16 protein-coding genes are annotated in these 11,939 nt (G+C 69.3%); 2 read left to right on the top strand and 14 right to left on the bottom strand.

Annotated elements, in window-relative coordinates; genetic code table 11:
- Positions 1–16: 16 nt before the first annotated feature.
- From QNO14_RS04580 to infC, 8 genes are all read right to left on the bottom strand, one after another.
- Positions 17–928 carry an amino acid ABC transporter permease gene (locus tag QNO14_RS04580; RefSeq protein WP_257507127.1) on the bottom strand — a complete coding sequence of 304 codons (912 nt, stop codon included), beginning with the start codon at positions 926–928 and terminating at the stop codon, positions 17–19.
- The gene (locus tag QNO14_RS04575) at positions 925–1,572 is read right to left on the bottom strand and encodes an amino acid ABC transporter permease (RefSeq protein WP_257507126.1); all 648 of its coding nucleotides are present in this window, start codon (positions 1,570–1,572) and stop codon (positions 925–927) included. The genes QNO14_RS04580 and QNO14_RS04575 overlap by 4 nt, the downstream gene beginning before the upstream one ends.
- Positions 1,573–1,644: 72 nt before the next feature.
- Complete coding sequence (locus tag QNO14_RS04570; protein ID WP_257507125.1) at positions 1,645–2,562, bottom strand: glutamate ABC transporter substrate-binding protein; 918 nt, start codon at positions 2,560–2,562, stop codon at positions 1,645–1,647.
- Positions 2,563–2,622: 60 nt separating this feature from the next.
- Complete coding sequence (locus tag QNO14_RS04565) at positions 2,623–3,342, bottom strand: amino acid ABC transporter ATP-binding protein (protein WP_257494978.1); 720 nt, start codon at positions 3,340–3,342, stop codon at positions 2,623–2,625.
- Positions 3,343–3,547: 205 nt separating this feature from the next.
- Positions 3,548–4,348 (bottom strand): TrmH family RNA methyltransferase, encoded by an 801-nt coding sequence (locus QNO14_RS04560; protein WP_257507124.1) that lies wholly within the window; start codon positions 4,346–4,348, stop codon positions 3,548–3,550.
- A 110-nt stretch (positions 4,349–4,458) separates the two neighbouring features.
- Positions 4,459–4,839: a 50S ribosomal protein L20 gene (gene rplT / locus QNO14_RS04555; RefSeq protein WP_257494916.1), complete on the bottom strand. Its 381-nt coding sequence runs from the start codon at positions 4,837–4,839 to the stop codon at positions 4,459–4,461.
- Positions 4,840–4,869: 30 nt separating this feature from the next.
- On the bottom strand, positions 4,870–5,064 hold the full coding sequence (gene rpmI, locus QNO14_RS04550; protein WP_257494917.1) for a 50S ribosomal protein L35: 195 nt from the start codon (positions 5,062–5,064) through the stop codon (positions 4,870–4,872).
- A gap of 70 nt (positions 5,065–5,134) precedes the next feature.
- Entirely contained in the window at positions 5,135–5,821 is a 687-nt protein-coding gene (infC, locus tag QNO14_RS04545; RefSeq protein ID WP_257507137.1) for a translation initiation factor IF-3, read from the bottom strand.
- A 260-nt stretch (positions 5,822–6,081) separates the two neighbouring features.
- Here infC and QNO14_RS04540 point away from each other — a divergent pair, with 260 nt between their 5' ends.
- Positions 6,082–6,501, top strand: coding sequence for a DUF1844 domain-containing protein (locus tag QNO14_RS04540; RefSeq protein WP_374760878.1), 420 nt, complete (start codon positions 6,082–6,084; stop codon positions 6,499–6,501).
- A gap of 111 nt (positions 6,502–6,612) precedes the next feature.
- Here the strand turns inward: QNO14_RS04540 and QNO14_RS04535 are convergent, their stop codons facing one another.
- The 6 genes from QNO14_RS04535 to QNO14_RS04510 are packed head-to-tail and all read right to left on the bottom strand — an operon-like array spanning position 6,613 to position 10,932.
- A complete protein-coding gene (locus QNO14_RS04535) occupies positions 6,613–7,398 on the bottom strand; it encodes an SseB family protein (protein WP_257507123.1) in 786 nt (261 codons plus the stop codon).
- A complete protein-coding gene (gene priA / locus QNO14_RS04530; protein WP_257494919.1) occupies positions 7,382–8,137 on the bottom strand; it encodes a bifunctional 1-(5-phosphoribosyl)-5-((5-phosphoribosylamino)methylideneamino)imidazole-4-carboxamide isomerase/phosphoribosylanthranilate isomerase PriA in 756 nt (251 codons plus the stop codon). The genes QNO14_RS04535 and priA overlap by 17 nt, the downstream gene beginning before the upstream one ends.
- Positions 8,138–8,188: 51 nt before the next feature.
- The gene (hisH, locus tag QNO14_RS04525) at positions 8,189–8,854 is read right to left on the bottom strand and encodes an imidazole glycerol phosphate synthase subunit HisH (protein WP_285184501.1); all 666 of its coding nucleotides are present in this window, start codon (positions 8,852–8,854) and stop codon (positions 8,189–8,191) included.
- Entirely contained in the window at positions 8,851–9,462 is a 612-nt protein-coding gene (gene hisB / locus QNO14_RS04520; protein WP_257507120.1) for an imidazoleglycerol-phosphate dehydratase HisB, read from the bottom strand. The genes hisH and hisB overlap by 4 nt, the downstream gene beginning before the upstream one ends.
- Positions 9,459–10,553 (bottom strand): histidinol-phosphate transaminase, encoded by a 1,095-nt coding sequence (locus tag QNO14_RS04515; protein ID WP_257507121.1) that lies wholly within the window; start codon positions 10,551–10,553, stop codon positions 9,459–9,461. The genes hisB and QNO14_RS04515 overlap by 4 nt, the downstream gene beginning before the upstream one ends.
- 19 nt (positions 10,554–10,572) lie before the next feature.
- Positions 10,573–10,932: a LysM peptidoglycan-binding domain-containing protein gene (locus QNO14_RS04510; RefSeq protein ID WP_257507119.1), complete on the bottom strand. Its 360-nt coding sequence runs from the start codon at positions 10,930–10,932 to the stop codon at positions 10,573–10,575.
- 251 nt (positions 10,933–11,183) lie between these two features.
- Here QNO14_RS04510 and lexA point away from each other — a divergent pair, with 251 nt between their 5' ends.
- Entirely contained in the window at positions 11,184–11,882 is a 699-nt protein-coding gene (gene lexA, locus QNO14_RS04505) for a transcriptional repressor LexA (RefSeq protein WP_257494924.1), read from the top strand.
- Positions 11,883–11,939: the final 57 nt, after the last annotated feature.

Here is an 11,939-nt window from a genome sequence, read left to right as displayed (position 1 = left end):
GGTGAAACCGCGGCGGCTACGTCCCCGATCCCGTGCCGTACTTGCCGGCGCCCAGCTGCATCGAGATCACCTCGGTGTCGGTGGTCTCCGCGACGGGGTGGTGCATCGGATCCAGGTGCACCCGCGGCGAGCGCCGGGTGCGGCGCTGCAGCACATGCGCGACGTACGACAGCAGCAGGCACAGCACGATGTAGATGCCGCCGCCGACGAGGGCCGCGGGGATCAGCGGCGACCCGTAGACCGCGTTCGAGCCGAGCAGCTTCACGACGTAGAGCAGTTCGGGGTAGGTGATGATGAAGCCCAGCGCGGTGTCCTTCAGCGTCACCACCAGTTGCGCCACGATCACCGGCATCATCGCGCGGATCGCCTGCGGCAGCAGGACCAGGCGCATGACGCCGGCTTTGCGCAGGCCGATGGCGTAGCCGGCTTCCTTCTGGCCGCGCGGCAGGGATTCCACGCCGGCGCGGATGACCTCCGCCAGCACCGACCCGTTGTACGCGATCAGCGCGATCACGACGGCCCAGTACGGCGGCATCTTCACGTCGATGACCGGCAGGCCGTAGTACAGCAGGGTCATGAAGACCAGCACCGGGATGGCGCGCAGCACCTCGACGATCCAGCCCACCGGCACACGCACCCAGGCGTGGTCCGAAAGCCGTCCGATCGCCAGGACGAAGCCGAGCACGATGGCGCCGACGGCCGCCACGGCGAAGGCGGCGAGCGTGTTGCCGGTGGCCTCGAGGAACAGCATCCAGATGGAGGCGTAGCTGAACAGCTCCCACTTGGCGGGGCTGAACTGGCCGGTCTCGGCGAAGCGCCAGATGACCCAGGCCAACACGCCCAGCACCACGATAATGGTGAGGGCCCCGATGATGCGGTTGCGCACCACGGCACGGGGCCCGGGCACGTCGTACAGGACGGAGCTCATCGCGCGACCCTCCACTTGTTCTCGAGGGTGCGCTGCAGCCACGCCAGTAGCAGCACGAGGACGACGAAGATGACCATCACCCACACGAGCACCAGAAGCTGGTTCTCGCCGCGCTCGCTGAGCCACGACCGCACCGATCCGAGGTTGAGCACGGAGAAGCCGGCGGCGACGGTGGTGTTCTTCAGCAGGGCGATGAACACGCTCATCATGGGAGGGATGACCGACCGGGTCGCCTGCGGCAGCACGACGAGCGTCATCACCTGGGTGAAGGTGAGGCCCAGCGCGCGGGCCGCCTCGGCTTGACCGACGGGAACGGTGTTGACGCCCGAGCGCACCGTCTCCGCAACGTAGGTCGCGGTGTAGATGCCCAGCGCGACCGTCGCAAGCAGGATCGCGTCGATGCGCTCCTGCAGCATGATCGGCAGGCAGAAGGCGAAGAAGAACATCACCAGCGTGAGCGGTGTGTTGCGGATCCAGTTGACGTAGACCGTGCCGACGCCGCGTGCGACGGGGACGGGCGACACGCGCATGGCCCCGACGATCAGGCCGAGGACCAGCGCGATCGCGGCCCCGCCGAAGAACAGCACGAGCGTGCCCCGCAGGGCCTCGCCCCAGAGGTCGAGGTTGTCGGTGATGACACCCATCGATCCGCCTCTCGTTTCACATCAAATGGAACGATCCCGGCGGCGGCGCGAGCACCGCCGCCGGGATCAAGGTCACTCGGCCGCGTCGACCTCGGGCTGGTCGGCGCTCACGCCCGACGCACCCAGGTTGTTCTCGAAGATGGCCTCCCAGACCTCGCCGCCGTCGGTGAACATCGTGTTGATGTACTCCTGCAGCGCGGTGTCGCCCTTGGCGATGCCGACGCCGTAGCGCTCCTCGCTGAACGGCTCGCCGACGACCTTGAGGTTCTCGGGGTCCTGCGCGGCGTAGCCGATGAGGATGGCCTCGTCAGTCGTGACGGCGTCGACCTGGTTGTTCTTCAGGTCCTCGACGCAGGTGGAGTACGTGTCGTACTCCTTCGTCTGAGCGGGCGTCTCGTCCTTGATCCGCTGCACCGAGGTAGAACCGGTGGCCGAGCAGACGACGTGGTCGGCCGTCAGCGCGTCGATGCCGGTGATGTCCTCGTTGTCGGCGGCGACGAGCAGGCCCTGGCCGGTGATGAAGTAGGGACCAGCGAAGGCGATCTGCTCCTTGCGCTTGTCGGTGATCGAGTACGTGCCGACGTAGTAGTCGATGTCGCCGTTGACCAGCGCCTGCTCGCGGTTCGCCGACGCGATCGGCTGGAACTCGATGTCGTCCTCGTCGTAGCCCAGCGATGCCGCGATCCAGCGCGCCACGTCGACGTCGAAGCCGGTGCGCTCACCGGTGGCGGGGTCGAGGAAGCCGAGACCGGGCTGGTCCTCCTTGACACCGACCACGACGCTGCCGCGGTCGCTGATGGCGTCGAACGTGGGGCTGCCCTCGATCGTGACGTCTTCGGCGACCGTCCAGGGCGTGCCGCTGGTGGTCTCCTCGGCCGCGTCACCGGTGCTGTCGTCGGTGGCACCGGGCGTGCCGCTGTTGCAGCCGGTCAGTGCGAGCGCTGCGACGGCGAAAGCCGCGACGGCGCCGCCGATCCGATTGATGCGCATGTGATCCTCCTGGTGATCTGTGCTTCTTGGGTCACCGCGCCGGTGCAGGGCGCGGACGTCTCAGTGGGTGATGAGCTTGGAGAGGAAGTCTTTGGCCCGGTCACTCTTCGGCGCGGTGAAGAACTGGTCGGGGGTCGCTTCTTCGACGATCTGCCCGTCGGCCATGAACACGACGCGGTCGGCGGCCTTGCGCGCGAACCCCATCTCATGGGTCACCACGATCATCGTCATGCCGTCCTGCGCGAGGCCGACCATGACGTCGAGCACCTCGTTGATCATCTCCGGGTCGAGCGCGCTGGTGGGCTCATCGAAGAGCATGACCTTGGGCTTCATCGCGAGAGCCCGGGCGATGGCCACGCGCTGCTGCTGGCCGCCCGAAAGCTGCGCCGGCAGCTTGTCCGCCTGCTGGGCCACGCCGACCCGCTCGAGCAGGACGCGCGCCTCCGCCTCGGCATCCGCCTTCTTCATCTTCTTGACCTTGATGGGACCCAGCGTGATGTTCTCGAGGATCGTGAGGTGCGAGAAGAGGTTGAAGGACTGGAAGACCATCCCGACATCCGCGCGCAGCGCCGCGAGGGTCTTGCCCTCCTTCGGCAGTTCCTTGCCGTCGATCGTGATCGAGCCGCTCGTGATCGTCTCGAGCCGGTTGATCGTGCGGCAGAGCGTGGACTTGCCCGAGCCGGACGGCCCGATGACCACGACGACCTCGCCACGGTTGACGGTGAGGTCGATGTCCTGCAGCGCTTGGAAGTCGCCGTAGTGCTTCTGCACGTCGGTCATCACCACGAGGGGCTGTCCGCGTCGGACGTCGATGTTCGAAGTGCGCGGAGCAGCCTGCGAGTCTGGAGTCGCCATGAAGGACACTGTATTCCCGCGCTGAGACGCGCCACGGCAGATTGTGCCGACCTTTACCGTTCCGAAACATAACGGACGCGCGCGGGCGGCAGTGCTGCGGATGCCGGCGACGGACCCCGTCGCGGCTCGGTCAGGCGTCGGCGCGCTGCGCGAAAGCCGACTCGTACAGGCAGACGCTGGCCGCAGTGGCGAGGTTGAGCGACTCGGCGCCGCCATAGATCGGCAGGCGCAATGCCAGGTCGGCATGCGCCAGTGCCTCCTCGTCGAGCCCTCGCGCCTCGTTGCCGAACAGCCACGCGGTGGGGCGGGAAAGGAGCGCCCGGTGAGAGAGGAAGTCCTCGCCGCCGACGTCGGCGGCGACCACCTGCAGACCGGCGGCTCGCGCGCGGGAGGCGGTGGTCTCGAGGTCGGCGCCCACCGCGACCGGCACGTGGAAGAGCGAGCCCGTCGTCGCGCGGACGACCTTGGGGTTGTAGAGGTCCACCGTGCGACCGGTGAGGATCACCGCATTGGCCCCTGCGGCATCCGCCGCCCGGATGATGGTGCCGAGGTTCCCCGGGTCGCGCACCTCTTCGCAGATCGCGATGAGACGTGGACCGGCGGCGAAGACATCCTTGACGGACGTCGGCGACTGGCGGGCGACCGCCACGATCCCCTGCGGGGTGACGGTGTCGGCCATCGCCTCGATGACGGCTTCGGTGGTGAAGACGACGTCGACGCCGGCATCCTGCGCGGCGTCGCGGACATCGGCATGGCGCTCGAGGGCGCTCGGCGTCGCGAACAGCTCCACCAGCGTGTCTGGCCGGTGCGTGAGCGCCTCACGCGCGGCCTGCGGTCCTTCCAGCAGGAACAGGCCTGTTTCTTGGCGGGCGCTGCGCTTGGTCAGCTTGGCGACGGCACGCACACGAGGCGAGCGCGGATTCTCGAGCACGCTCCCATCCTAGAACGCGCACCCCCGGCGCCCGGATACGCCGAAGGGGCGTCCTCCGCAGAGGACGCCCCTGAGATCCGGTAGCGCGAGCGCTGCCGGCAGGTTCGAAGTCAGGCCTTGGGGGCGTTGACGTCGGACGGCAGTGCGGCCTTGGCCGTCTGCACCAGCGAAGCGAACACGGCCGGCTCGTTCACCGCGAGCTCGGCCAGCATGCGACGGTCGACCTGCACGCCCGCGAGACCCAGACCCTGGATGAAGCGGTTGTACGTGATGCCGTTCTGGCGGGCAGCGGCGTTGATGCGCTGGATCCACAGGCGACGGAAGTCACCCTTGCGCTTGCGACGGTCCCGGTATGCGTAGACCAGCGAGTGGGTGACCTGCTCCTTCGCCTTGCGGTACAGGCGCGAACGCTGACCGCGGTAGCCGGAGGCGCGCTCGAGGATGACGCGGCGCTTCTTGTGGGCGTTTACGGCCCGCTTGACTCTTGCCATTATCTTCTACTTTCTGACGTGCGGGGGAGCTCAGAGACCGAGCAGCTTCTTGGCGACCTTCGCGTCACCCGGGGCGAGGACCTGCTCCTGGTTGAGGCGACGGGTGCGGCGGCTCGCCTTGCCCTCGAGGTTGTGGCGCATGCCGGCCTGCTGCTTCATGAGCTTGCCGCTTCCGGTGAGCTTGAAGCGCTTCTTGGCACCCGAATGGGTCTTCTGCTTCGGCATCTCTTCTTCCTTCGTTGCTGGTCCCGCGCAGGCGGGAGTCGGTATCCCGCGATGCGGGGGTCTGTGGGGCCTACTCGGCCGTCTGGTCGCCCTGGGGCTGCACGGCGTCAGCCTGCTCGGCGTCACTGTGCTCGGCGTCGCCGTGCTCGGCGTCATCGTGCTCGTTGTGCTCACCGCCGGAGCGCGCGCTACGCGCCGCCTCCTTGTTGGCTGCGCGCTGGGCGTTCTGCTCGGTCTTCACCTCGGACTTGTTCTTGTGCGGCGCGACGACCATGACCATGTTGCGGCCGTCGATGGTGGGGCTGGACTCCACCGTGCCGTACTCCGCCACGTCCTCGGCGAACTTGCGAAGCAGTCGCACACCCTGTTCGGGACGCGACTGCTCGCGCCCGCGGAAGAGGATCATGGCCTTCACCTTGTCACCGGCCTGGAGGAAGCCCTCGGCGCGCTTGAGCTTGGTTATGTAGTCGTGCGCCTCGATCTTCAGCCGGAAACGGACCTCCTTGAGGACCGTGTTCGCCTGATTGCGTCGCGCTTCCTTGGCTTTCTGCGCCGCCTCGTACTTGAACTTGCCGTAGTCCATGATCTTGACCACGGGGGGCTTCGAGTTCGGGGCCACCTCGACCAGGTCGAGTTCGGCCTCCTGGGCCAGGCGCAGCGCCACCTCGATGCGGACGACGCCGACCTGCTCACCCGCGGGTCCGACGAGGCGGACCTCGGGGACGCGGATGCGGTCGTTGGTGCGGGGATCGCTGATGCGGGACTCCTCTTACGTAGCGAATAGGTTCGGCCACCGCGACGATCCGCTTACAGCGGTCCCTCGCGGGCGGAAGATTCGCACGTTCCACCCGCACAGCGCACCTGCGCCGGCTTCTGCACCCTGACTACCCCGTACGAGACGGAGCGGAGCGCGTGGACCCGGTAGCCTGGAGCGGCAAGCGCGGGTGGGATGTGATCCTCTTTCGATCCGGGAGCAGAAACCCCCGGTGCCCGCGAAAGTCTAGCAGAAAGTGCGATGTGAACACTATTCCCGATGGGCAGGACGATCTGACGGCGCACGGAAGTGCCCCGGATGCCGAGACGCAAGCCCGCTGGGAGGAGCAGGACCGGGCGGCGAACGCCGCCACCCGCGACATCGCCGACGTGCCGGCGGTCGAGGTGATCACCACCACGGCGGTGCACCTCATGAGCGCGGCGGCGGTCAAGGTCGGGCTCGCCGACGATCCCACGACGCAGCAGGACCTCGATGAGGCGCGCAAGCTCATCAACGCGCTGGCGGGACTCATCACCGCCGGCGCCCCCGAGATCAGCGACATGCACGCCCGGTCGCTGCGCGACGGCCTGCGTTCCCTGCAGCTGGCGTTCCGCGAGGCTTCGGTGGTCCCCGACCCGATCGGCAAGGGCCCCGGCGAGAAGCTGACCGGCCCGGTCACCTGACCGCTCGCGAGTGAGTATTCGCGTTCGCGAGTGAGTACTCGAGGGCGCGAGTGAGTATTCGAGGTGAATACTCACTCGGCGCGGTGAATACTCACTCGGCGACGCGAATACTCACTCGGCGGCGCGGAGGAGCTTCACGGTCAGCGAATCCACCAGCACCGCGACCCTGTCGTCGGCGGCCCAGCGCGCGGCGAGGCGCTGCAGCACGGCATCGAGCTCGGACTGCTCGAGACCCGCGATCAGCTGCAGCCGCACCACCAGCTCCGGCCCCCGCAGGCGTGCCTCGGGGTCCCCGGGCGCCACCGACAGGTCGAGCACGGCGAGTTCCCCGCCGATGCTCTCCTGCAGGCCGCGGTAGACCTCCGGCGACGCGTAGCTCGGCTCCCACGGACGCCCCTGGCCGATGGCCCACACCGCGGGCCGGCGCAGCACGAACTCCGTCTCCGACGTCGGGTCGATGACGATGAGGTCGGTGTCGTCGTTCGCCGCGGCCAGCGCCGTGCGCACGCCGTCAGCCGGGACCGGACGCGCCGTGGCATCCCACCGCTGCATCGTGGTGACCGATGTGAACACCGGCAGCACGCGGCGGCCGTCGGGCGCCGCGACCGTCACGATCGAGAGCTCCTGCGTCTTGTCCACGGCCAGGCCCGTCGGCCCCACGCCCTCGTCGCCCTTCTCGGCGACGAGGGGGATCAGCAGGCGCGCGCTGCGGTAGGCATCGACGACGGCGACCTGGTCGCCCTCCCCCGCGCGGAACGCCGTCAGCGCCGCCAGCAGCGCCGGATCGGCCGAGCCGTCATCGCCGGCGTGCGGGTTCGCCTGGAAGGCGCGCCCCTCCCACGGCACGCCGGCTGAATCGCCGGAGTTGCCGCAGTGGTCGTCAGGCGCCGGCGACATCCAGCGCCTCAGCGAGCGTGAAGGCCCCGGCGTAGAGCGCCTTGCCCACGATCGCACCCTCGATGCCGAGCGGCACGAGTTCACGCAGCGCAGCGATGTCATCGAGGCTCGAGATACCCCCGGATGCCACGACCGGCTTCGGGGTGCGCGTGGCCACTTCGCGGAGGAGTTCGAGGTTCGGGCCCTTCAGGGTGCCGTCCTTGGTGACATCGGTCAGCACGTACCGCGTGCAGCCGGCCTGCTCGAGGCGCTCGAGCACCTCCCAGAGGTCGCCGCCCTCACGCGTCCAGCCGCGCGCCGCGAGCGTCGTGCCGCGCACGTCGAGCCCCACCGCGATCGCGTCGCCGTAGCGCGAGATGACGTCGGCCGCCCACTCCGGGTTCTCGAGTGCCGCCGTGCCGAGGTTGATGCGCGAGGCCCCGCTCTCGAGCGCCGCCTCCAGCGACCGGTCGTCGCGGATGCCACCGGACAGCTCCACCTGCACGCCCTTGACGTTGCGGACCTGCTTGATCACCTTGCGGAGGACCGCGGTGTTGTTGCCCCGGCCGAACGCGGCGTCGAGGTCGACGAGGTGGATCCACTGCGCGCCCTGACGGGCCCAGGCCATCGCAGCGTCGACGGGGTCGCCGTAGGTCGTCTCGGATCCCGCCTCGCCCTGCGTCAGACGCACGGCCTTGCCGGATGCCACATCGACGGCGGGGAGGAGGATCAGCTCAGGGGTGGACGCGAAATCGTTCATGGCTCCAGGGTGCGGGCTCGGGGGCGCGGCGGACGCCGCGACAGCACGGTGTCAGACAGTAGTGCGGCGCAGCGCGCCGATCCAATTGGAGAGCAGGCGGATGCCGGCTTCGCCCGACTTCTCGGGGTGGAACTGGGTCGCCGACAGCGGGCCGTTCTCGACGGCGGCGAGGAACGGGGCGCCGTGCCGGCTCCAGGTGAGGGCAGGCGCCGGGAACGGCGGCATGACGTCGAGCGTCCAGGACTGAGCGGCGTAGGAGTGCACGAAGTAGAAGCGCTCGCGTTCGATGCCGCGGAACAGCACCGAACCCTCGCCGGGTTCCACGGTGTTCCAGCCCATGTGCGGCAGGACGGGGGCGTCGAGCTCGGTGACGGCGCCGGGCCACTCGCCCAGCCCCTCGGTGTCTTCGCCGCGCTCGACGCCGTGCTCGAACAGCACCTGCATGCCCACGCAGATGCCGAGCACCGGGCGGCCGCCGGCCAGCCGGCGGTCGATGAGCTCGTCGGCACGGCTCTCGCGCAGCGCGTCCATCACGGCGCGGAACGCGCCGACGCCGGGAACGACGAGCCCGTCGGCGTCGCGCACGAGCCCGCGGTCCGACGTCAGCCGCGCGTCAGCACCGGCGGCGATGAGCGCTTTCACCGCGGAGTGCACGTTGCCCGACCCGTAATCGAGCACCGCGACGAGAGGCCGGTCTTCGGAGGGGGTGACGCTCACAGAGCGCCCTTCGTGCTGGGGACGCCCTGCACGAGCGGATCGCGGGCCTTGGCCTGTCGGAACGCCCGCGCGAACGCCTTGTACTCCGCCTCGGCGATGTGGTGCGGGTCGCGGCCTCCGAGCACGGTGACGTGCACGGTCATGCCGGCGTGGAACGCGATGGCTTCGAACGTGTGGCGCACCAGCGAGCCGGTGAAGTGGCCGCCGATGAGGTGGAATTCGTACCCGGCGGGTTCCCCGGTGTGCACCAGGTAGGGCCGTCCGCTGATGTCGACGACCGCCTGCGCGAGCGCCTCGTCCAGCGGCACGAGCGCGTCGCCGTAGCGCGAGATGCCGCTCTTGTCGCCCAGTGCCTCGCGGATCGCCTGACCCAGCACGATCGCGACGTCCTCGACGGTGTGGTGGGCGTCGATGTCGGTGTCGCCGGACGCCCGCACGGTGAGATCGGTCAGCGAGTGCTTCGCGAACGCGGTCAGCAGGTGGTCGAAGAACGGCACGCTGGTGTCGATGTGGCTGCGGCCGGTGCCGTCCAGGTCGAGCTCGAGCTCGACGGTCGATTCACTGGTCGCACGGCGCGCGGACGCGGTTCGCGCCTCGGGACGGGTCATGATCTCGAGTCTATCGAGGCCAGCGCGTCGAGGAACGCGGTGGTCTCGGCCTCGGTGCCCGCCGTCACCCGCAGGTGCCCCGGAATGCCGACGTCGCGGATAAGCACACCCCGGTCGTACAGCGCCCGCCAGGTGGCGGCGGGGTCGGCCACGCCGCCGAAGAGGACGAAGTTGGTCCAGGACTCGTGCGGCTCGTATCCGAGGGCTTCGAGGGTCGCCGAGATGCGGTCGCGCTGCGCGACGATCTCGTCGACCATGCCGAGCATGACGGGCGCGTGCCGGAGGGCCGCCGTGGCCGCGGCCTGCGTGAGCGCGCTCAGGTGGTAGGGCAGACGCACGAGCCGCAGGGCGTCGATCAGCGCCGGATCGGCGGCCAGATAGCCCACCCGGGCGCCGGCGAACGCGAAGGCCTTGCTCATGGTGCGTGAGACGACCAGGCGCTCCCGCCCCGGCAGCAGCGTGATCGCCGACTGCTGGTCGTGGGGCGCGAACTCCGCGTACGCCTCATCGACGACGACGATGCCGTGACTGGCGTCGTAGACCGCCTCGACGACGTCGAGCGGCAGCGGCGTGCCCGTCGGGTTGTTCGGCGCGCAGAGGAAGATGACGTCCGGCGACGCGTCGGCGACCTGGGATGCCGCGTCGGACGGGCTCAGGGTGAAGTCGTGCGCTCGGTGGCCGGCGACCCATGCAGCCCCCGTCCCGCGGGTGAGCAGCGGATACATCGAGTACGTCGGCGCGAAGGAGAATGCGGTGCGTCCCGGCCCTGCGAAAGCCTGCAGCACGTGCTGCAGGACCTCGTTCGATCCGTTGGCCGCCCAGATCTGCTCGGGCCCGAGGCCGTGTCCGAGGTACTCGGCGAAACCCTCCCGCAGCGCCGTGAACTCGCGGTCGGGATAGCGGTTGATGTCGCGCAGCGCGCGGGCCACCGAGTCGAGGATGTCACCGGCCACCTCGTCGGGAACGGGATGGGTGTTCTCATTGACGTTGAGGGCGACAGGCAGGGCAGCCTGGGGTGCGCCGTACGGGGTCTGGCCGCGCAGATCGGCGCGGAGGGGCAGGTCGTCGAGACTCACGATCACCCCTCCCATGCTAGAGCGCATGGCGCGATCAGCGGCCCGGGGCGTACTCCAGCGGGATCGACAGGCGCTGGCCGGCGGCGACGGCCGAGGTCTCGAGCGCGTTGAGACGGACGATGGCGTCGATGACGTCACGCGGATCCGCCTGCGGGGCCACCTCTTCGGCGATACCCCAGAGCGACTCCCCCGGCGCGACCGTCACGGTCTCGAAGCTTCCGGCGGGCGCGGAGTCGGCGACCGTCGCCAGGGCTCCCCCTCCGCTGAGGACAGCGACGGCGACGACGGCGACGGCGGGCAGTGCGGCGATGCCGACCAGCACGCGTCGACCGCGGGAGGTGATCCGCAGCCGCGTGGCGGACGGCGTGGGTCCGGCGAGCTGGATGGTGGTCATGGGTCCTCCTCTGTGGCGATCTTCGTATCCGACTCTCGGCCGGGAGAGCCGGATACGAAGTTCTCTTCCGAAGTTATCTTCGAAGTTATAGACTGTCAAGCACGAAACTCGCTCGCAGATCGATCGCACGCGACACGCGCGCACCTCGACCTGTCGGCATCCGTCACCGGATACGGTTTCGATAGGAGCACCCCACCACGGACCTCCGACATTCGAAGACGCTGCCCCGCGCGGCGAGACGGGAGAGGGCGATGACCGACGTGACACCGGTCGGCCGCGAGCGGGCTCAAGACAAGCCGCAGACGCGCCGACGCAAGAGCCTCAGCGAGAAGCAGCTCGCGATCCTCGAGGTGATCCAGCGGTCGATCGCGCGCCACGGCTATCCGCCGAGCATGCGCGAGATCGGCGACGCGGTCGGATTGAAGTCGCTCTCGAGCGTCACCCACCAGCTCAACCAGCTCGAGCTCAGCGGCTACCTGCGCCGCGACGCCGGCAAGACGCGCGCGATGGAGGTGCTGATCGACCTGCCCGGCTCCGCCGCCGAGAACCCGGCCGACGCCGCTCCGTCGGTGGGCGACGCCGCCCTCGTGCCGCTGGTCGGCCGCATCGCCGCGGGAGTCCCCATCACCGCCGACCAGCAGGTCGAGGAGATCTTCCCCCTACCGCGTCAGCTCGTCGGCAAGGGCGACCTGTTCATGCTCAAGGTGAGCGGCGAGTCGATGATCGACGCCGCCATCTGCGACGGCGACTGGGTGGTCGTGCGCTCCCAGGCGACCGCGGACAACGGCGACATCGTCGCGGCGATGCTCGACGGCGAGGCCACCGTGAAGACCTTCCGTCAGCGTGACGGGCACACGTGGCTGCTCCCGCGCAACAGCGCGTTCGAGCCGATCCTGGGCGACGAGGCCGTCGTGCTCGGCAAGGTCGTGGCGGTGCTGCGGGCGATCTGACGCGCAGAGCCACGAGGAGGGGATGCCGCGACGACTGCGGCATCCCCTCCTGCGTTC

The organism is Microbacterium sp. zg-Y625, assembly GCF_030246925.1.
GTDB classification, from domain to species: Bacteria; Actinomycetota; Actinomycetes; order Actinomycetales; family Microbacteriaceae; genus Microbacterium; species Microbacterium jiangjiandongii.
This window is presented reverse-complemented; position numbering and strand designations above follow the sequence as displayed.